This is a genomic window from Synechococcus sp. PROS-9-1 (assembly GCF_014279775.1).
Lineage (GTDB): Bacteria > Cyanobacteriota > Cyanobacteriia > PCC-6307 > Cyanobiaceae > Synechococcus_C.
The window spans coordinates 1388134-1405527 of the sequence record NZ_CP047961.1; the positions used below are offsets into that span (position 1 = coordinate 1388134).

General features: G+C 52.2%; 23 protein-coding genes. 9 read left to right on the forward strand and 14 right to left on the reverse strand.

Features of this window, described 5'->3' with window-relative positions; translation table 11 throughout:
- Positions 1 to 106 precede the first annotated feature (106 nt).
- The 3 genes from SynPROS91_RS07420 to SynPROS91_RS07430 are packed head-to-tail and all read right to left on the reverse strand — an operon-like array spanning position 107 to position 2024.
- A complete protein-coding gene (locus tag SynPROS91_RS07420; RefSeq protein WP_186515852.1) occupies positions 107 to 451 on the reverse strand; it encodes a molecular chaperone DnaJ in 345 nt (114 codons plus the stop codon).
- A 60-nt stretch (positions 452 to 511) separates the two neighbouring features.
- The gene (locus SynPROS91_RS07425; RefSeq protein WP_186515853.1) at positions 512 to 1762 is read right to left on the reverse strand and encodes a glutathione S-transferase family protein; all 1251 of its coding nucleotides are present in this window, start codon (positions 1760 to 1762) and stop codon (positions 512 to 514) included.
- 25 nt (positions 1763 to 1787) lie between these two features.
- Positions 1788 to 2024 (reverse strand): DUF1830 domain-containing protein, encoded by a 237-nt coding sequence (locus SynPROS91_RS07430; protein ID WP_186515854.1) that lies wholly within the window; start codon positions 2022 to 2024, stop codon positions 1788 to 1790.
- A gap of 136 nt (positions 2025 to 2160) precedes the next feature.
- Here SynPROS91_RS07430 and SynPROS91_RS07435 point away from each other — a divergent pair, with 136 nt between their 5' ends.
- Positions 2161 to 2634 carry a hypothetical protein gene (locus SynPROS91_RS07435; RefSeq protein WP_186515855.1) on the forward strand — a complete coding sequence of 158 codons (474 nt, stop codon included), beginning with the start codon at positions 2161 to 2163 and terminating at the stop codon, positions 2632 to 2634.
- On the opposite strand, the gene SynPROS91_RS07440 is transcribed toward SynPROS91_RS07435, so the two are convergent.
- The 3 genes from SynPROS91_RS07440 to SynPROS91_RS07450 all read right to left on the reverse strand — a co-directional run bounded on the left by SynPROS91_RS07440 (position 2624) and on the right by SynPROS91_RS07450 (position 4316).
- Positions 2624 to 3229: a pyridoxamine 5'-phosphate oxidase family protein gene (locus tag SynPROS91_RS07440; protein ID WP_255439678.1), complete on the reverse strand. Its 606-nt coding sequence runs from the start codon at positions 3227 to 3229 to the stop codon at positions 2624 to 2626. The genes SynPROS91_RS07435 and SynPROS91_RS07440 overlap by 11 nt on opposite strands.
- A complete protein-coding gene (locus tag SynPROS91_RS07445; protein WP_186515856.1) occupies positions 3201 to 3896 on the reverse strand; it encodes an AhpC/TSA family protein in 696 nt (231 codons plus the stop codon). Before SynPROS91_RS07445 ends, SynPROS91_RS07440 begins: the two co-directional genes overlap by 29 nt.
- Before the next feature lie 255 nt (positions 3897 to 4151).
- Entirely contained in the window at positions 4152 to 4316 is a 165-nt protein-coding gene (locus SynPROS91_RS07450) for a hypothetical protein (protein WP_186519827.1), read from the reverse strand.
- A gap of 198 nt (positions 4317 to 4514) precedes the next feature.
- On the opposite strand from SynPROS91_RS07450, the gene SynPROS91_RS07455 reads away from it, so the two are divergent.
- Positions 4515 to 4865 (forward strand): hypothetical protein, encoded by a 351-nt coding sequence (locus tag SynPROS91_RS07455; RefSeq protein WP_186515857.1) that lies wholly within the window; start codon positions 4515 to 4517, stop codon positions 4863 to 4865.
- A gap of 49 nt (positions 4866 to 4914) precedes the next feature.
- Here SynPROS91_RS07455 and SynPROS91_RS07460 read toward each other — a convergent pair whose 3' ends face one another.
- Positions 4915 to 5919 carry an NAD(P)-dependent alcohol dehydrogenase gene (locus SynPROS91_RS07460; protein ID WP_186515858.1) on the reverse strand — a complete coding sequence of 335 codons (1005 nt, stop codon included), beginning with the start codon at positions 5917 to 5919 and terminating at the stop codon, positions 4915 to 4917.
- Positions 5920 to 6098: 179 nt separating this feature from the next.
- Here SynPROS91_RS07460 and SynPROS91_RS07465 point away from each other — a divergent pair, with 179 nt between their 5' ends.
- Positions 6099 to 6347: a DUF1651 domain-containing protein gene (locus tag SynPROS91_RS07465; protein WP_186515859.1), complete on the forward strand. Its 249-nt coding sequence runs from the start codon at positions 6099 to 6101 to the stop codon at positions 6345 to 6347.
- A 52-nt stretch (positions 6348 to 6399) separates the two neighbouring features.
- Here SynPROS91_RS07465 and SynPROS91_RS07470 read toward each other — a convergent pair whose 3' ends face one another.
- Positions 6400 to 6669 (reverse strand): cupin domain-containing protein, encoded by a 270-nt coding sequence (locus tag SynPROS91_RS07470; protein WP_186515860.1) that lies wholly within the window; start codon positions 6667 to 6669, stop codon positions 6400 to 6402.
- 21 nt (positions 6670 to 6690) lie between these two features.
- Positions 6691 to 8013, reverse strand: coding sequence for a Rieske 2Fe-2S domain-containing protein (locus SynPROS91_RS07475; RefSeq protein WP_186515861.1), 1323 nt, complete (start codon positions 8011 to 8013; stop codon positions 6691 to 6693).
- A gap of 138 nt (positions 8014 to 8151) precedes the next feature.
- On the opposite strand from SynPROS91_RS07475, the gene SynPROS91_RS07480 reads away from it, so the two are divergent.
- Complete coding sequence (locus SynPROS91_RS07480; RefSeq protein ID WP_186515862.1) at positions 8152 to 8553, forward strand: DUF1499 domain-containing protein; 402 nt, start codon at positions 8152 to 8154, stop codon at positions 8551 to 8553.
- A gap of 225 nt (positions 8554 to 8778) precedes the next feature.
- On the opposite strand, the gene SynPROS91_RS07485 is transcribed toward SynPROS91_RS07480, so the two are convergent.
- The gene (locus SynPROS91_RS07485; protein WP_186515863.1) at positions 8779 to 9915 is read right to left on the reverse strand and encodes an FAD/NAD(P)-binding protein; all 1137 of its coding nucleotides are present in this window, start codon (positions 9913 to 9915) and stop codon (positions 8779 to 8781) included.
- 56 nt (positions 9916 to 9971) lie between these two features.
- Here SynPROS91_RS07485 and SynPROS91_RS07490 point away from each other — a divergent pair, with 56 nt between their 5' ends.
- Positions 9972 to 10907, forward strand: a complete 936-nt coding sequence (locus tag SynPROS91_RS07490) for a bestrophin family ion channel (protein ID WP_186515864.1) — start codon at positions 9972 to 9974, stop codon at positions 10905 to 10907.
- A 127-nt stretch (positions 10908 to 11034) separates the two neighbouring features.
- On the opposite strand, the gene SynPROS91_RS07495 is transcribed toward SynPROS91_RS07490, so the two are convergent.
- A complete protein-coding gene (locus SynPROS91_RS07495; protein WP_186515865.1) occupies positions 11035 to 11712 on the reverse strand; it encodes an SDR family oxidoreductase in 678 nt (225 codons plus the stop codon).
- A gap of 104 nt (positions 11713 to 11816) precedes the next feature.
- On the opposite strand from SynPROS91_RS07495, the gene SynPROS91_RS07500 reads away from it, so the two are divergent.
- Positions 11817 to 12083: a hypothetical protein gene (locus SynPROS91_RS07500; RefSeq protein ID WP_255439679.1), complete on the forward strand. Its 267-nt coding sequence runs from the start codon at positions 11817 to 11819 to the stop codon at positions 12081 to 12083.
- 97 nt (positions 12084 to 12180) lie between these two features.
- Here the strand turns inward: SynPROS91_RS07500 and SynPROS91_RS07505 are convergent, their stop codons facing one another.
- Both SynPROS91_RS07505 and SynPROS91_RS07510 read right to left on the reverse strand, forming a co-directional pair.
- Positions 12181 to 12357, reverse strand: coding sequence for a DUF4278 domain-containing protein (locus tag SynPROS91_RS07505; protein ID WP_186515866.1), 177 nt, complete (start codon positions 12355 to 12357; stop codon positions 12181 to 12183).
- Between the two features lie 163 nt (positions 12358 to 12520).
- Positions 12521 to 13162, reverse strand: coding sequence for a hypothetical protein (locus SynPROS91_RS07510; protein ID WP_186515867.1), 642 nt, complete (start codon positions 13160 to 13162; stop codon positions 12521 to 12523).
- 451 nt (positions 13163 to 13613) lie between these two features.
- Here SynPROS91_RS07510 and SynPROS91_RS07515 point away from each other — a divergent pair, with 451 nt between their 5' ends.
- The 3 genes from SynPROS91_RS07515 to SynPROS91_RS07525 all read left to right on the forward strand — a co-directional run bounded on the left by SynPROS91_RS07515 (position 13614) and on the right by SynPROS91_RS07525 (position 15533).
- On the forward strand, positions 13614 to 14150 hold the full coding sequence (locus SynPROS91_RS07515; RefSeq protein WP_255439680.1) for a hypothetical protein: 537 nt from the start codon (positions 13614 to 13616) through the stop codon (positions 14148 to 14150).
- A 466-nt stretch (positions 14151 to 14616) separates the two neighbouring features.
- Positions 14617 to 14832 (forward strand): TIGR02450 family Trp-rich protein, encoded by a 216-nt coding sequence (locus tag SynPROS91_RS07520; protein WP_186515869.1) that lies wholly within the window; start codon positions 14617 to 14619, stop codon positions 14830 to 14832.
- A 47-nt stretch (positions 14833 to 14879) separates the two neighbouring features.
- Entirely contained in the window at positions 14880 to 15533 is a 654-nt protein-coding gene (locus SynPROS91_RS07525; RefSeq protein WP_186515870.1) for a class I SAM-dependent methyltransferase, read from the forward strand.
- A 241-nt stretch (positions 15534 to 15774) separates the two neighbouring features.
- On the opposite strand, the gene SynPROS91_RS07530 is transcribed toward SynPROS91_RS07525, so the two are convergent.
- On the reverse strand, positions 15775 to 17307 hold the full coding sequence (locus SynPROS91_RS07530; protein WP_186515871.1) for an NAD(P)/FAD-dependent oxidoreductase: 1533 nt from the start codon (positions 17305 to 17307) through the stop codon (positions 15775 to 15777).
- Positions 17308 to 17394 lie beyond the last annotated feature (87 nt).

Sequence of the window (17394 nt, forward strand, 5' to 3'; positions counted from 1 at the left end):
TGGCCGACAGTTGTCTTACTAATTGGATAACCTTTTCGATGAATGTGAATGTATAATCTTCAAGTGGATGCAAAAGAGCCAATTTTTTTGTAATCCAACCCCTCGGTCACGGCGCCGCGATGTCTGACATCTCAGGCTGGAGCAAAACATCGCGGGCATTGTTCAAACGCGTCATCGTGTCTGGATCGCCACCTTTATCAGGGTGATGCTGCACAGCGAGAGCCTTGTGCACCTTCTTCACCGCCTGCTCTGTTAACCGACCCGAAAGAACCAATCCCAGGGCCTGCCTCGCGCAAATCGCTTCAAAATCAGGATCGCGGCCCAAGGGCTGACGCTCGCGACCATGGTTGGAGTGACCAGGCTTGCGCTTTTTACTTCGGCTGCGCTTACTACCGCCAGCGTTGCCGGTTCCGAAACCAGAGCCCTCTTTGGCCTCTTGACTGCTCGCCATGGTGATCTCACATGACCTGCCAGCCTGCCGGATCGCGATCACCGGACGCAAAGAAAGCCCTCACGAGTTCAAAAATGGCCTTGGATCTTGATCGAAACGATTCTCAAAAGCTGGCGGGGCTGGCTGAGCCTCACCATCAAGAGCTGCTGTGGATTCAAGGGCCTTCCTTAACAGTCGAGCACTCTGCAAAGGCATATCTCGCGGCACCGAAATTCGATCCCTCAAATAGCGCAGACCGTAAGCAGTGTCAGTATTTGGCTGGCAGAGATTGCCAGACATGAGATAGGTCAATGCAGCCCGCAGGGGCTGATCAAAAGCAGCACCGAGAGGATTGCGTGCCATTAGCGCAGAGCGATGGCGCAACACCCTCTCCAGAGCCCTTTGCGAAGACATCACACCATCGTCTTCGATCTGCGTGGACCAACTTGTTTCGAGTTCAGCGAGGCCAGCACCTTGATCCACTGCATGCGCCATCGCTTGCTGTTCAGGGCTTCCATTGCTCCAACAACCACCCATTTGTGGTGGCAAGTCGTGGGCATGGGTATGGACATCACTCTGGGTACCGCGATAGGTCGCCAGCTGCTCCAAAGCGTTGAACCATCGATCGATGCCTGGATGCTCTTGACGAAGTGCAAAGCCCTTGAAGTAAGCCAAGGAGGCATTCATCCGCTCCACGTAAGGCACGAACACCAGGTCTGCCGTTCCAGGATGAGCTCCACCCGGACGATCAGGATCAAGCCAATGGCCACCTCCCGCCATGAGGGCCGCCTCCATTTGACGTGCCACCGTCTGAAACTGTTCTTGCGCTTGAACCTCCTGCCTGTTGTTCAGCCTGGGTGTGCATAGCCAAATGCACCAAGCACGAAACAAAAGACGCTCGAGATCGCGGAATCGGCGCACACGTTTGTCATGCATCCCTGCGCCCAAGGCGCCAAAGGCATGCTCTAACGCTTCAAGGATGCGATCACTTTCTGTGAACAGCCGTCCATCCAACTCAAGCGCAGGAAGCATTCCTGACGGCACCTTGGCGGTAAACCAGGGCTCCTTCGGCCCATAGCAGCGCATGGTGACTTTTCGAATCCGATAGGGGACTCGACGAAACTCCAGCCATAGCCATACCTTCTGGCAATACGGGCACCAAGCGTGATGATCACGAAACAAGGTGACCCTCACCTGAGACTCCGACTGCCCAAACAAGCGCAATGTGGCTTGGGCATTCGCTGGGCCTTCACAACGCTCTGCAGGGTCAGGAGCCAAAGCATCCAGCTGCTCCCAGCTCAGGGCAACAGCGTCAGCGAGCAGATCGGCCATAGCCCACGTTCGGATCTATGCATGATCAAGGATCACCGAGCCTGTGGGGGCTCAGAAGGGCATACTCCCGAGCCTCGGCCGTGGTGTGCAGCATGGGCTCGCCGCCATTCAGCAACCAGAATTCAAGCCGAGCATCATCAGGCGCCTCGAAAAAGTACACCTCAGACGGCATCAAAACTTTTTCACAAAAGAATTGACTCTCGCCAATACATTTGAGGATTACCATTTTTGAGGAATCGTTCCGATAGCAACATTCACCCATCTAAGAATTCCATTCACGATCAAAAGAACATCCTCTGAAAACCTCATAAAAATTGTCTAACTCAACACAAAAACAGACGTATCTTTAGATTCTTTTTATTTCCAATGCGACGATTCCCTTACTCCTGCACGCTCTCATGAATTTCGCCATTCTGAACGCGAGGGAAAAGGCTGTGCGCCTTACAGGCACTGGCCTCAAGAGTAGTGATCTCTTGGGTTGCTGGCTCCTGCAAACGGTTTGGTCGAAGGGAGACAAGAAAGCCAATCCATTCAGCAGTTGGATGCTGAGAAGCCTGGATGCCCGCCTGGAGATCAAAGCAGATTTAGAGGACAACTGCAGTGATTTGCGTCTCTCTAACGCCGTCAACTTGGGGCCTGTTGAACTCAAATTTCAAGGTCCAGGTTTGTTAAAGGGGAAGCGCCCATTGCTGACCTTTCACTTCGACTCACTCACGCTAAGGATTGGTGGCATTGTGTTGCTCAAAAAAGCATTGCCCACTCCAGACCAAAAGCGCACTCCATTTTTTGCTCTGATCGAACGCAACCCTGATGGCTGGATGGCGGCCCGTGGACGGGGTGGCGGACTCGCACTCTGGAGACTCAAGGATTGAGCCTTTGTTCTTGCCATTGCCTTGCAGATGTCCACAACCGCCGCAAATGAGGGTGTGGCTTTAAATCGAGCTGCTCCACTTGGTGCAAGGAAATCCGAAGCAGGCGCAAGTGCTCTGGCATCCCTGAATCGTCTGACAGCTCCTGAGGCCATGGCCCTTGAGCGTCAAATGGATCACCAGGAGAGGGCCACGCCCAGACCGAACGCCCAGAGGGTGGGAGACGCTTCCAGTGTTGATCCAAAGCCACACCCTCATTCGCGGTGGGAGCGATCAGTCTTGCCGTTCCACGGAGGCGAAACTGCTCGCGAGCCTTACGAAACAACCAGCACAACTCCACCTCAGGTGTTCGTTCAATCTCTAAGCATTTCTCACTGCGGGCATCTGTGAGCAGATCCAGCGTCGCCGCCGCACTCCAATCGCGGAAAACGAGCGTTCGCACCCTCGGGTAGCCATCAATGGAAAGGCTTGCAAGTTGCAACCAGCGACCACCCGGTGACCGGCCTTCCCGCTTACGCGCCGCAAACAACAGAGGTCTCCAAGGGGGAAGCGGCTGAGCTGGATCCACTTCAGTGCTCACTTTCCAGCCAAGGGTCAAGAAAAGAGAGTGGCTGATTCATGGTCTCCGAGAAGCCCAAGATGCCCTGGTCGCGGTGGACATAGAGAACGGAATCATCCTCGTCCAACAGAAATGTGCCGCCTCGCTGCGTGATGTAAGCGTTGTTGGGTACATAGGTACCCCACTTCGTCAACACTTCATTCATGTTGCGAAGACGAACCGTGGCCAGCTCGAACGGACGTTGGAATCCGCTTCCCCCGGCCAGGCGAAACAGAGAAGAGTCATCAAAACGGGGGGGAGCACTGCGGTCTCCCGTATATCCCCTCAGGACTTCAGCAAGAGTGCCTGGCGAGCCAATCCCCGCACACATCAGCAAGAGGGATGGCCACGGACCGCCAGCAACCTCAAGCCCGGGTGAGAGACCAACACTGCGATGCAGGTCCGCATCAGAAACCACCCGAAGCTGAGACCTTGGAAATCCAGTAAAAACGCAAAAACGATCAGCACCTGCTTGATCACCGATCGCGATGCCCAAGGTCTTGATTCCTACATGCTCTAAACGAGAAAGCGCAGGCACGAGAGCTTGGGCATATTCCATGGAGTCGAAATCACCAAGCTGAGTGAAAAGCAACACCAAACGCTTGGAACCTGATTCCAGGCCAGGGATTTGTTGGAGATAAGCGAGTAAGGCTTCTGGTGCTTTCATGTTGGATCGAGCCTTAACAGCGCAATTCGATGCTGAAGATCTAAACCTTAATCAAAATCTGATCCGATCTCCTGATCTAAAAATTTCATGCCCAAGCTCAAGGCAGAAGAGAGATCGGGGTAAACCCCATCAATCAATGATTAGCAATCAACAACACCACCACAAGATGAGGCAACAACCAACTATCGCGTCTAGGTATAGCCAAGTGCTCAATCGGCATGCGTCTCCACAACGTGATTAAGGCTCATCACTGCGTCATCCAAAATCCGAGATCATCGATCGGATCGCTTCTTCAATATCTAATTCTTCTAGCCTCCACTGCTTGGAGGAAGAATTTGGCATCTCAATGCGTTTGTAAATGTGACCATCAGTCACGAGGTACTGGCTGGGATCAACCATCTTTTTAGAGGTGACGATCAACGAAAAGTCTCCAGCAACAATTCAAATCTGATCGGACTAGGTAGGAAGTCACAAGGGTTTGTCTTGGGGAGCACATCAATAGGTGATGAACTCTCCTTACCGCCAGCCACGATCACAAGCCATGGCGATCGGGAATTGAGAACTGAGATTCGAAAGCCCTGGAGCGATGATGACCCATCTGTGAATGCAGCAGTCAGCATGAAAACCCATCGTCTTTGCCTTCCTCTGCTGCTGCTTGCGCTGGGAGGACCCAGCTCAGTTCATGCCAGTTGCGACATCTTTTCAACCGCCCTGAACAGGATTAATGCTGAAGAACAAGAGTCCTTGAGAAAAGCCCGAAAAAAGCACGTAAAAAAGAAATGCGGGACTCAAAGCCAATCCTGGATCGGAGGAGCGGCAGGATCCAGAAGATTTGAGTATTTAAATTGCAAACTCAGTGCTCGGAATAGCGAAGAGTTCAAAAAAAAATGGGCTGTTGAAGCTGCGACTTGGCAGGCCAAGCGAGAGAACATAAAAACTGAACGCTTCTTCTCCGGATGTTCTGAATGATGGGTGGTTCCCCAACACCAACCAGACAGCCAAGCGCAGATTCATACATCTATGAGGCCGTCTGATCGAGCACGAAGCGATAGCGCACATCACCACGATGCAAGCGCTCAATCGCTTGATTGACCTGATCGAACGGAAGATGCTCCACCTGGGGTTTGATGGCGTGCCTCACGCAGAATTCCATCATTTTCCGAAGACTCCCTGGTGAGGACGTGGGACTACCCGTGATCGACCGACGAAAGGAAATCAAATCGAAAGCACCAACTTGTATGGGCTGCAAGACGGCTCCCAGCTGATGCAATCGACCCCTTGGGGCCAGAGATCCCATCACGGCAGACCAGTCGAGCGGTTGATTCACGGTGTTAATCACAAGATCAAAACGTCCCGGCAATGCGGGTAGCTCTTCCAAGAGCATCACGTTGTGGGCCCCAAAGCCCCTCGCCTCATCAGCTTTGCTGAGGTCCGTGGTGAGCGCGGTCACCTCACAGCCCCAGGCTCTAGCGAACTGCAGCGCCATATGACCTAGTCCACCGATCCCTACAACCGCCACATGGGCCATCGGCGATACCTGCTCATCCAGGAGAGGCGCGAAAACTGTGATTCCACCGCAGAACAAAGGTCCTGCCACAGCCGGATCCAACCCTTTCGGCAGAACAACGGTCCAATCCTGATGCGCTTTGACATGGCTGGCAAACCCGCCCTGGCGGCCCACGATCGTCGCCTCCAGGGACGGACAAAGATTGCTGGTTCCCGCCAGACATTGATTGCATCGAAAACAACTGCCACTGATCCAACCCAACCCACGGATCTGTCCGATCACGCTTGAGTCCACGCCAGCTCCAATAGACACGACCCGGCCCACAACTTCATGGCCAGGAACGAGCGGGTACTGGCTAACCCCCCAGCTGTTGTCGATCATCGACAGGTCGCTGTGGCAAAGACCGCAGTAAAGGACCTCTAAAACAAGTTCGTCAGCACCAGGCTCAAGCAAGACTCGTTTGACCTTTTGAAGAGACGCGGATGCACACTCCGCTTCCCAAACAGCAATATCCACGATGAATCCAGCCAGCCTGATTCAGTTTTAGCCAGCAACAACGGCATGGGCGTTGACGCACGCACAGAACTCAACTAGAACATCTGTACCAGCAGCAGACTCTTGGCTCCGAGCTCGCCCTACGCCCCCTTCCAGGCTGAAGCGTGGATGCATGACTCTGTCATCAGCCCTCGAAAGACATGCCACACCAAAACTGGATCCAGGATCCCAACTCCACTGACACGAAACGCTTCCACCCCGACGAAAGGAGTTGGAGCCGTGATCCACACGTCTTCGTGGATTCAGGGCGACCTCTTTCAGGTGACTCTCCCCTGTTGAAAACGCGTGTCCATTTGAGCCAGCAAACGGCTGATCAACTTTGGCGAGAGCTCGTACGCGTTGGCTGGAGGCCCTGCAGCCCACAGTGGAGCTCAGACTCAGACATCTGAGTTTCCTCCAACACCAATCAAGGCTTGATTCGGAATGCTTCTATCGAAGCGTCTAGCCGAATTGGTAATGCTTGCGGACAAATTGGTGGACCTCCCAGGTGCAGCTCATCCCCTTCGGAAACACAACAAGATCTCCCGCCCCAAAGCGGACGGGCACGCCGCCATCCGGAGTCACCGTCACCTTCCCCTCCAGGATCAAGCAGGTTTCGCGCTGGTCATAGGTCCAGGGGAATGTACTGATCTCACAGCCCCAAATCGGCCAATCACGTAACCCCAGCGCCAGGATCGTGCTCTCGGGACAAGGCGATGTGACGCTGATCATCGTGTAATTGAGCGGACTTTCTCAGATTCGCTGATTGCGGGGCGCCTGACCATCCCCAACGAGCAATCCACGTTGCCAACGCGACGTTTGTCGGAGAGAAAGACCGCTCAATGCAGCGAGACCTATACCCAACCAAAACAGCCAACTCAACTGAGCCGCTCCGATCAATACAGCAGACAACCACAGCAAGCCCCAGAGCCAAGGCCGTAGCGAGCGAATGCGGCGCAGAGCACCCGAACAGCTGCGACAATGCTTTGTATGACTGTGATATCGGTCCATTAAGACCTCTACATCCTGCCGCGGTGGCAGCGGTCGGCCTGCAAAAGGTCCACCTCCTTGGCGGTTGACCCAACGATGCAGCGCCTTGACGTACACATCGGCTGATGTGGGGAGGGTAAAGGCCTGTTCAGCAGCAGCACTACCTCCAGCGGTTTCAAAGACCCGTTCTTGCCAGTGCAGGAACACCTGATCGTCTTCCAGAACCTTGTGATTGCCGATGTGCTGCAACCAGCGAGGTCGCAGTCCCACCAAGAGACGAGGAGCAGCTGCCTTGAACTGAAAAGGAAACCGAGCAAACAAACGACATTTTCCTCGGCTGATCGGTACGGCATAAACCACCGTCAAAATGCGCGCAAACCCCTTAGCCGTGAGGTCATGCCACATCAGTTGGGGAGCTCGAAAGTGAGTGTCCTGTGAACCGAGCTTTCCTTTTCGAGGGCCTTCCTGCCAAAACGCTTCAAACCCTTGCGAATCCTCGCGGGTGATTACCGCTTCCAATGGAGACGCATTTTCCCTTTTGCCGACGGTGCGGTGATGCGTGAAAGGGACATGACTCACATCCAAGACATTTTCAAGGAGGGTGAGAGCATCCATCGGCAAATCGCGGAAGGTGTCCTGCACAATCCAGCCATCCGCCCAGCCGTCTCCCTGCTCCTGCAAAACGGGAACCAAAGGAAGCGATGCAGGGTCAGCAGCTGAAGCCGTGCCGCTCCAGACAAACAACAAGCCCTGGCCTATTGCAGTGGGCAAGCTCCCGCATTTTGTTCGCTGGGATTCAGAGCGAGCGCCTTCCCCCATTTGAGGAATCGCTTTACACGTGCCTTGTCCATCAAAACTCCAACCGTGATAAGGACATTCCAATTGACCGGACTCGTTGATACGGCCTTCACTGAGAGGCACAAGTCGATGAGGGCACACATCTTTAAAGGCCCTCCAGCTTTCGCCCGGAGCATCCCACCACAACACCAGGTCTTGTTCAAGAAGGGTGAATCGCTGGGGACGGGTTGGGTCAAGATCGCGCGTATAGGCAACGGGCCACCACTGATCACTCCAGCTGGGGGGCATGGTTGCTTCACGACTGACGCCATGATCGTCGGATCGTGATCCGTAACGTGAGAAGGTACGCCGAACGGAGCAAATTGGGCGTTCAGCGCGATGACCATCGGCTCCCACACTCTTAATCAAGACTGAGACACCTTCCCTATGGTTTTGACCGTTTTTTCAATCCTTCTGGCTCTGTTTCATTTCGTCGGGCCGATGCCCACCGATCTGGGCATCCATCAAGGTCAACTGAGTTCATGCGAATCACCCGCACATTGCGCCCGACTCGAGTGGGAGCGAAACGACCCGATCGGGAGCCTGAAGGAACTCGCCGAAGTCATCAAACAAACCCCGCGATCCGAGATCATCGAACAGCAAGCGGACTATCTCCATGCCACGGCAAGCAGTCAGATTTTCGGCTTCGTTGACGATCTAGAGCTCTACGCCGATACGGAACGATCTGTTCTCCAGGCACGCTCAGTTTCAAGACTTGGAGAGTCAGATCTTGGTGTCAACGAACAACGTCTTCGAAGCTTGCAGGCTGCCTTGTCCAATCAAGAGTGATTGAGATCGTGTCGCGTTGAATGTCAAGCGACCACGTAAATCAGTGCAGCTCAAACACATGCAAGGGTCGTCATCATGCACGCTGGCATGGAGCCGAACTGGGCGATAACCGGGGCGCATGGGTAATCCGCTTTGAGTTGTTTTGACGCATCAATGAACTGCTCACCAGTGCTGGCAATCCATTCTGAAATTGTTGTTATCAATTGTTGAGCGATCCGTTTTCATTCAAATCAGTTGGGCGGCGAGATCAACCGCACTTTGAAGAGCACCTTCAGCCATGCCAAAACCTGGGCCGTCGATCCAATCCCCACAAAAGCCAACAGCGCTGGACTCGCACCATTGCAGGGACGTGGGGAGGGGGTAATCCAGGGGCTGTGACGCGCCCCAGCGCATGACCCCTAAGGAACGGGCCAGGGGAAGTGCCTGAGCCAACTCTGGCCAAGGCAGCAACAGTTCAGTCAGAGCCCTTCGTTGACGTAATTCCTGCTCCACCAACAAACCTGGCTGACTGGCTGGCGTGATCGGGGATCCGTCGTCTAATCCATGGACCACTAAGCCCAGCCTTTGATCCTGCTGACGATGGAGAACAATCCGTTCGATGCCAAATTTTTCTTGGGCTTCAGATGTCAACCAAATTTGCCTCGGCAGATGGTCGGCACAGCGAGGGAATTCGAGCATCAAATTCCAGCGCACCGTTGCACGCATCTCAGCAATTTGCTCGAGTGCAGCGTCCAAGGAGGGATCCACATTCAATGGAACTGCCGAACGCAAAGGAACATCGCGCCAACCCAACATCGCCAGGGAGCGGGGATGGGCCAGAAGATTGCCAGTCACCACTAAAGATCGTGCTCGGAGCTGACCGGACAGACACCACCATCCATTTTCCCTGCGCAAGCTACTGATTCGTTCTCCAAACGCCCCTTGCGTTTTTGAACCTGCAAGCTGCAGCAAAGCCTCCGGCACGGATGCCATGGTTGGCACACCACGAAAACGTGGACCCTGGAGCAGTGGATGATCCGGCGGGTCAACAAGGCAACCCGTCTCACTTAGCCCAACAACAAGTCCTCGGTCGGACTGGACAACCCCCTGCTCAAGAAGAGAATTCCACAATTCAGCGAGACAACCCTGCGGTGGTTGGCTGAAGCTGAAACAAGGTGCTCCATGGTCGAGCCGCCAGAGCAAATCATCACGTCGTCGCCGCGAAGCCGCTCGACCGCCCGGACCACGACCAGCCTCTAACAGCAGAATTGTGCCGTCATAACCACGTTGGCGAAGCGAAGCAGCAAGACCAGTGCCGGCAAGACCAGCTCCAATCACAGCAAGATCAACGTCTGAGTGCTGGGAATCAGCAAATAGGGTCATGCTTGTGAAGCGCCAAGGGCCGCGGGATTGTGTCAAAGCGAATCGTTGGAAACGCCATGACGATTAAGTCTGGGACCTACGGAGAGCCACCGCGTACAGCTCGACGGGACTATGTCGTTGTTTTATTGATGTTGCTGTGGCGCATGCGCTACGACCTACTGCTACTGGCAGTCGTCGGCACTCTGATCTTGAGTGAAACCGTGCCTACAAATTGGCAACAAAGCGGCAGCGTGGTCTCCATTATGGGAATCACGGTTTCGATCTTTATAGGTTTTAGAAATACTCAGGCGATTGGCCGTTGGTGGGAAGCGCGGCAATTATGGGGAGCAATCGTTAACCACAGCCGCAATTGGTCCGACATCCTTACGAGTCTGCTTCCAGAAGAACAATTAGTGAGTACACACGGACGGAATTTAATACGCTATCAAGTTGCCATGGCGTGGCAACTCAATTTTCAGTTGAGGAATTTTTATCATTATGATCTAAGGCGCTTCCAAGACTATCTCTTGGAGAATCTGGGGTTGGAGCCAACGACAACATTAAGGCAATTAGGGCAGGCAAGAGCGAGCGAAATTCGCAAGCTATATGAGAATAAAAGCATCGACGCTCGTGGCCGGGAACAATTAATGAACGTCGCAAATGCCACCGTTGATGCCATCGGCGGCCTGGAGAGAATTAGGAATACCCCATTGCCCGCAAGTTACGACGTCTTTGTACGCATGCTGAGCTGGATCTTTGGGTTTCAGCTCCTGCTGAACTTCAAGATGGATGGAACATCTGTCGTCGGGAGCATCACAGGGATCACATTGTTCCTGGGCTTTTTAATGGCCGAACGCATTGGTGCCTACGTTGAAGGTCCATTCGACGGAGATGGAAGCACATTTGCATTGCCTCTCAATGCAATCTGTCTCACGATTAGCCGCGACTTACTTGGGAATGAAACCGATTCATGTCTCCACCATTTCTCCAAAGACCCTGTTCGCTGGACATAAAATAGTTACCGCTGAAATCAAAAGCCATTAAAAAAGACGGGTGGCGGCCCATCTTTTCAACTTGATTGCAATGAACAGAGATCAAACCCTGACGATGGATTTATCGCATATCCACAGGAGCTGGTCCCTAGGAATCAATACTCAATAATGCATCGGAAAGTGAGATCACTGGTCGAGACGCACTGCTTGTCACTTCAAGAATCCTTCCAATCGAGGCCGGGGTATTCAACGCCTCTACGCAACAACGGGCAACCAGACGCCTTGGGATGGAATCCTTCTCCTGTTGATTAGGACCTGACCAATACACCCCCTCTTCCTTCAGTGATGGCTCTCTTTCGCTAAGACCGCCTGGCCTAATGACCGTCCAATCCAGACCGCTGTGCTCTAACGCTTGCTCTCCAATTCGTTTCCAGACAAGAATCAGACCAAACAAGTTCAGGGGGTGTCGCCAACGACCCGCACATAGAGAGCTCACGAGAATCACCCTGGACACCCCAACTCTCAGACAGCTTTCCACCTGAGAGCGCACGCCCCAAGCATCAACCCGCATCGGGCCTAACAAATCAATCGAAGGCCTAGCACCCGTTGCAATCACTAAGGCATCCACACCCTTTAAGGCTGAATCCAAAGCGCTTGGATCTTGCAAGCTGAGCCGAACTTGCTCAGCCTTGGAGAGGGTATCGGGAATCACCGACTCAGATCTCAACAACAAACGCGGACGGTCTCCATAAGCCATTAACTCCTCTGCAATTCGAAACCCTGTTTTTCCAGAGGCCCCAGAAATCGCAATCATTCGCTGACTCATGTGAAAGCGTTAATAGAATAATTTTGAAATTGATGATAAGGGAGATCTAAGGTGAACCGAACAGCAACGCATCATCATCAACGTCAAAACTGACGCATCAAACCATGAGAACCTCAATAGCTGCAGCAATACTGACCCTTATGAGCTTGCATGCAGGCCAAAGCCAAGCAACAACAGAGTGTGAGCTACTCACAAGAATCATGAATAGCCTTGGCTCAAAAATGAGCATCAATCGCTATATCATCTCAAGCAATGACGATGGTGAAGCCACAAAAGAGGCCAGCAAGGAACTATCAGAGCAAAACAAAAGCTACCGCAAAGCAAAAGCACAATATAAAAAAGCAAACTGCAAGAGTATCTGGGATAAATAACAACTAAATTTATCTGAACATTCCAAATAAAAGCCCGATTGCAGAAGCAACCGGGCAACAAACTAAACCACTCAAAATAATGGGTGTGGGAGCTTGGTTACTTGGAGTAACGAACGCCCCGATAACTCAAAACTGGATGCTGTTGCATTTCAGCCCTGACCTGTTCACGACAAGTGTTGTAATGCTCGTGGCGATAGGTTAGCTCCACACAGGATTTAGCAGCAGAAGGCTGATGGGCTGCGTAGGACTGGCCTCTATAAAGAAGAGTGCTCATGATGTTCTCCGAGAAAGCCCAAGTCCCCGTTCCTTGGCTTGGGCTGGTCTGCGCCTCGCAAAAACGAGGTGAACGATGCAATGCGTAGCGGTTGCTACTGCATAAACATAGTGATTGGTCAAGCAGATCGTCGTTCATCACGATACAAAGACACAAATCAGGATCAAAGAAAGCCATTGGGATGGGTGTGCTCCACTTGCACCACATGACCTTCACCATTCACACGGCAAAGCCAGGGAGCCTTTGCTCGAGGAACATTGACACGTACGGAAAAACCACCCTTATACCTTTCAGTCCCAACGATCTGAAGGGAATCACGGCTGCGCCCAACCTGATTTGAGACCGCGCGAAGACAGGTTGACTCTGCATGCTGGCGCTGATTTCCACCGCCATGGCCAGAGTGACCTTGAATCAAACTTCCGATTAAAGCTCCTGCAAACGCTCCGATTGCAGACCCCGTACTCGTTGAAGAAGGATTGTCATAGCGAGGACTCGGATCGTGCGCGGTTTCTAAACGAACTGCAAGGCGCTGCGCTTGACCTCGATCGTTCCATGCAAAAACATTTCTAGTCCCACCATCACGAAATTGGGCGTTGTGCAAGCCAGAGGATGTTTCAATTTGCAGAGCCTCCTTGGAAGGTCCGCGAAAGCGATAGGTGGAGCCATTTTCAAGCTTGATCACCAACACGGTGTTGCCAGCATTGACCTTTTGTTGACTCAGGCAATGACCCTGAAATTCGACAGCACCGCCACTCATCAATCGGCACACGCCCTGAGCACGAGCAATGGTTTTAGCAGAGACCATTGCAGGACCCGTTTAAAAGTGCAGAGATGAAAGAGTGGCTACCCCAGACACCACAACACCAAAACGAACCAAACGCTTCATATCAGTAAAAAAGATCACCACTCATGGGTAGCAAGACCTCTCGTTCACAGCCAAAAAACCGGTATCAACCAAAAGCCATTGGTTAGCAAGAGATCATGCAACACTTAGGCCCAAAACAGCCATTCTAAATAGCCAATGCGGGAAAAGAAATCAGTCAGATCGACAACAAAAGGCGAACAAAAAGCTGAATCAAAGATAGTTTTTACATGATAAGCTATGATTTGCTAAAGCTCAAATAATCCAAAGTCACTGACTAACAAGCATCGAAGCTTGACAAGGAAACATTGATTTTTTCAGATCACAGCAAAGAGCAACCACGAGAAAAGCTATGCATTTCAAAGCAATGCTTCACGTCATCAAAGGGCTGTTCTTGGCAGCATCCTTGCTGTTGATCATGAGCTGTGAGCCAGGAAATTCGGCAAAGCAGTCCACAAGCGAACATGACACCCAACGCAGCAAGACAGAAAAAACAAAACAGCTTGATCCTGGCCAAACAGGTCCAAATCCTGCCCTCCTACAGGGAAATCAAGATAGCTTTTCGCTCAAAGCTAGGCGTCTTACCAGCAACGGCCCATGGGTGGTTGAATTGTTTCAAGGGAGCGAACGCCTTGCCCGATGGTCTGCCATCAGCGGATACAACACCAAGCCAACGGCTGATCGACGTTGGAGTCCAGGGAATGGAGCAGCTCTACCAATCGGAGATTATCTACTTGGGCAGCCAGAGCCATGGGGAACAGACATCTGGTTGAACCTTCAGCCACAATTCAAAACAGAGCGAAGCGGACTCGGCATCCATCATTGCAATCCAGGAAGTGGATGCCTTTGTATTCCTAATCGCACTGACCTTGAAGCAATTGCCGCATGGGTAAAAGCCACCAAGATCAATAAGTTAACCGTTCAGAATTGAACAACATAAAGACAATGTATCCTAGAAACTAAAGATGCGATAATAATACAGTCTCAACGAAGCTCATAGTAAACACAGATCGCAATCATGGTGAGCACGATTCCCTTTAAAAATGAAAGCCATAGAAGTTGATACGTCGAAAGGCCAAATCTCCTAATCAATCCGTTCAAAACAGATTTATGGAATGCGACAATTCGACCATCTCCTGCTGTATTGAATTGCTGGAGACTTTTAACGCCTGTTTCTGCTAATTTTGCCAATGCGCCGATTCAATTCAATTGATCATAAGCTCAAGCAGATTCCCCACAGAATTGACCGTCTTACAATCGAAACAATTGAATTTTATAGGGAATCTCACGACTTACGCTCCTGAGAATCAAAATAGTTTGATGGCCTACCAATACTGAGACTCACAATCGACCAGCCAGAATTAAAACTTTTCAAGGAAAATCTCCATACCTTAAACATGAGCTGGACTATTGCTAAAGCCTGGACAAGCGTGATGCCCCAGGAGGGCTTCCGGCATTTTCGCCTGATCCTTCAGGGCGGCAAAGGACAATCGCGATGGGTGGAACTGGAAGCAGTGCTTGATTCAAGCGTTCGTCTACGCATCAACTGGAACGAACTCAAGAACCAAGAGCTTTGGACCAGCGGTTGGCAACAGCTTCCACCAGATGAGTGAGGACTTCGTGCTCGCAGGGCAGCCAACAAACTCGCCAAAATGCGTTCATGGCAGTTCAAATTCTTACTGAAGACCAGCGATACAAGCTCGACCGCGAGCCTGATCGCGTTTTTTATTCAGAACCTCGCTTCGTCCAGCATTTAGACGAAGGCTTTAGGACACGTCTCACCAGTTTTTACAGAGAGCACATTCCGTCTGGAGCTGTTGTGCTTGACCTGGGATCGTCTTGGGTGAGTCACTTGCCAGAAGAAGTCCATTACGAGCGCGTGATTGGCCATGGCATGAATGAGGCGGAACTCGTAGCCAACCCACGGCTCGACAGCCACTACGTCCAAGACATGAACCTGGAGCCCACCATCCCCTTAAAGGATGCATCCGTTGATGCCTGTCTTGCCGTTGCTGCATGGCAGTACTGGACACAACCCGAAAATGTCGCAGCGGAAATGCTTCGCGTCACGAGGCCCAATGGCACAGCCATCGTTGCGTTCTCAAATCGGATGTTTTTTACAAAGGCACCACAAGTGTGGACTGATAACGACGACAAACAGCATCTCGACTACGTGGGCACAGTGCTGCAAGCCAATGGCTGGTCTGACGTACGGGTGTTTGCTGAAGAAACAAAATCCGCTGGGTTGATGGGAATAGTGGGTGGGAAAGGCGACCCATTTTTTGCAGTGGTCGCACGTAAAAGTATTGGCTAATTATCAACAAGGCAAGAAAATACTTGAAAAGAAGCTCAGCTTTCTACGCCTAGCCAATGATGCAATAAAATTAAAATATTCCATGCCAATCAAAGCAATAAATCTTAAATCACATTTGCATTATTAATCTTCCTAGATTAAAGTGAATCAAGAATAAGCCATTTAGCAATTAACTTGCTTATCACTTAAATCATTCCTTACCATTGAAAAACTGATCTTTTCAGGATTACAAATAAAATGCTTACAGCTCTAGCCTGCGAAGCAAGTCCCGCTGAGCCTTACGACCTGTGATTGCATGAGCTGCCATCGCACCACTCGCAGCAACAGGTGGAATTCCAATTCCAGGAAAACAACTCGATCCACACTGCAGCAATCCCTGAATGGGAGTGGTGACCCCAGGGAACAGCCCCTTCGCTGCTGACAAAGCAGGCCCATAACTTCCTTGATGGGTGGATAGGTAATGACGGTGGGTAAGAGGAGTCCCCTCCATTACTACTTGGCAACGACTGCGCAGATCGGGGATGCGTTGCTCCAATACATCCCAAAACACCTGACAGCGTTGTCCGCGTTTCTCCTGATAATCCGCCGTTCCCCTCTTGAGATCGGCCCACTCTGACCAGGGTTCGTTGGCAGGGGTATAGGCATGCAGCACATGATGGCCCTCCGGTGCCATCGAGGGATCGAGCACAGATGGAATCGACACCACCACAGCATTGCGATCAGCATCGATCCCACGTTCCCAATCTCCGACCCAAACCGTATGAATCGGTAGGTCCTCAAGACCAGTCGCATCAAAGCCAAGGTGAAGATGCAGAAACGAATGACAAGCAGGTGTGGACAGTCGTTCCTGACTCCAAGCCTTCGCAGCCGTCTCGGGTAAAAGAGCCGCCGTACCCCAGGCATCCGTATTGCTCACCACCACATCGGCGTAAAGGGTCTCGCCGTTACTGAGTTGCACTCCGATGGCCCGATCACCATCGAGCAACACCTGACTCACCCTTGCACCTAGCCGCAAGCTGCCGCCGTGAGCCTCGAGGCCACACACGAGAGCATCCACCACGGCCGCACTGCCTCCTTTGGGAAAATCGAGGCACGATTCAGGGTCAAACCACTCACCAAACAAGGTGGCCATCGCGGCTGCGTTGGTGTCAGCCATCGGCATACCGCTGATCAAAAAACAGAGCAAATCCACCCAGTGACGCAGAAATGGATCCTGCAGATGACGGTCCACTAAAGGGCCAAATGCACCACTGAGATGGCGGATAGCTGGCAAGTGCTGCACCAGGCGTCCACTCCGTCTCAACAGAGGACCAATCCCATCCACGGATGCTGGTAACGCCAGCAACGGCAGGGCATCTGCTGCTGCTGCGATCGGCTGCAGCACCTCTGTAAACCGCTGCCACTCAGCCACAGCCTCAGGTCCGCGCAACCTCTCCACCACGCGCTCAAATCCATCACCGCCAACCCCAACGCGGAGATGGCCTTCCGGAAACAAGACATCCCAGTCTTTGTAGGTCAGGACATCCAGGGGCTGATCCAAAGCACGCAGGATCTGGGCGAGCGGGTTACTGCTTGGCCAACGCGATAACCCACTCCAAAGGGATGGACCAGATTCAAAGCGATAGCCCTGCCGTTCAAAGCCATGGGCAGCACCGCCTGGCTGACTATGGGCTTCAAGGACCAAAACCTCCTTACCCGCTCGGGCAGTGAGTGCGGCACAGCACAAGCCGCCGATCCCACTGCCGATCACGATCACCTCAGCGCTTTTTGGCATCAATGACTCAACGGTCTTGATTTGGGTCATAGCCAGTCACAGCTGTGATCGCGAAAAACACGTCTCAATCCAAAGATCGGTTGAAAT

Coding starts and splice junctions, on each gene's coding strand:
- SynPROS91_RS07420 (WP_186515852.1), bottom strand. CDS start 451: ATGGCGAGCAGTCAAGAGGCCAAAGAGGGCTCTGGTTTCGGAACCGGC.
- SynPROS91_RS07425 (WP_186515853.1), bottom strand. CDS start 1,762: ATGGCCGATCTGCTCGCTGACGCTGTTGCCCTGAGCTGGGAGCAGCTG.
- SynPROS91_RS07430 (WP_186515854.1), bottom strand. CDS start 2,024: ATGGGTGAATGTTGCTATCGGAACGATTCCTCAAAAATGGTAATCCTC.
- SynPROS91_RS07435 (WP_186515855.1), top strand. CDS start 2,161: ATGAATTTCGCCATTCTGAACGCGAGGGAAAAGGCTGTGCGCCTTACA.
- SynPROS91_RS07445 (WP_186515856.1), bottom strand. CDS start 3,896: ATGAAAGCACCAGAAGCCTTACTCGCTTATCTCCAACAAATCCCTGGC.
- SynPROS91_RS07455 (WP_186515857.1), top strand. CDS start 4,515: ATGAAAACCCATCGTCTTTGCCTTCCTCTGCTGCTGCTTGCGCTGGGA.
- SynPROS91_RS07465 (WP_186515859.1), top strand. CDS start 6,099: ATGCCACACCAAAACTGGATCCAGGATCCCAACTCCACTGACACGAAA.
- SynPROS91_RS07470 (WP_186515860.1), bottom strand. CDS start 6,669: ATGATCAGCGTCACATCGCCTTGTCCCGAGAGCACGATCCTGGCGCTG.
- SynPROS91_RS07475 (WP_186515861.1), bottom strand. CDS start 8,013: ATGCCCCCCAGCTGGAGTGATCAGTGGTGGCCCGTTGCCTATACGCGC.
- SynPROS91_RS07480 (WP_186515862.1), top strand. CDS start 8,152: ATGGTTTTGACCGTTTTTTCAATCCTTCTGGCTCTGTTTCATTTCGTC.
- SynPROS91_RS07485 (WP_186515863.1), bottom strand. CDS start 9,915: ATGACCCTATTTGCTGATTCCCAGCACTCAGACGTTGATCTTGCTGTG.
- SynPROS91_RS07490 (WP_186515864.1), top strand. CDS start 9,972: ATGACGATTAAGTCTGGGACCTACGGAGAGCCACCGCGTACAGCTCGA.
- SynPROS91_RS07495 (WP_186515865.1), bottom strand. CDS start 11,712: ATGAGTCAGCGAATGATTGCGATTTCTGGGGCCTCTGGAAAAACAGGG.
- SynPROS91_RS07500 (WP_255439679.1), top strand. CDS start 11,817: ATGAGAACCTCAATAGCTGCAGCAATACTGACCCTTATGAGCTTGCAT.
- SynPROS91_RS07505 (WP_186515866.1), bottom strand. CDS start 12,357: ATGAGCACTCTTCTTTATAGAGGCCAGTCCTACGCAGCCCATCAGCCT.
- SynPROS91_RS07510 (WP_186515867.1), bottom strand. CDS start 13,162: ATGGTCTCTGCTAAAACCATTGCTCGTGCTCAGGGCGTGTGCCGATTG.
- SynPROS91_RS07520 (WP_186515869.1), top strand. CDS start 14,617: ATGAGCTGGACTATTGCTAAAGCCTGGACAAGCGTGATGCCCCAGGAG.
- SynPROS91_RS07525 (WP_186515870.1), top strand. CDS start 14,880: ATGGCAGTTCAAATTCTTACTGAAGACCAGCGATACAAGCTCGACCGC.
- SynPROS91_RS07530 (WP_186515871.1), bottom strand. CDS start 17,307: ATGCCAAAAAGCGCTGAGGTGATCGTGATCGGCAGTGGGATCGGCGGC.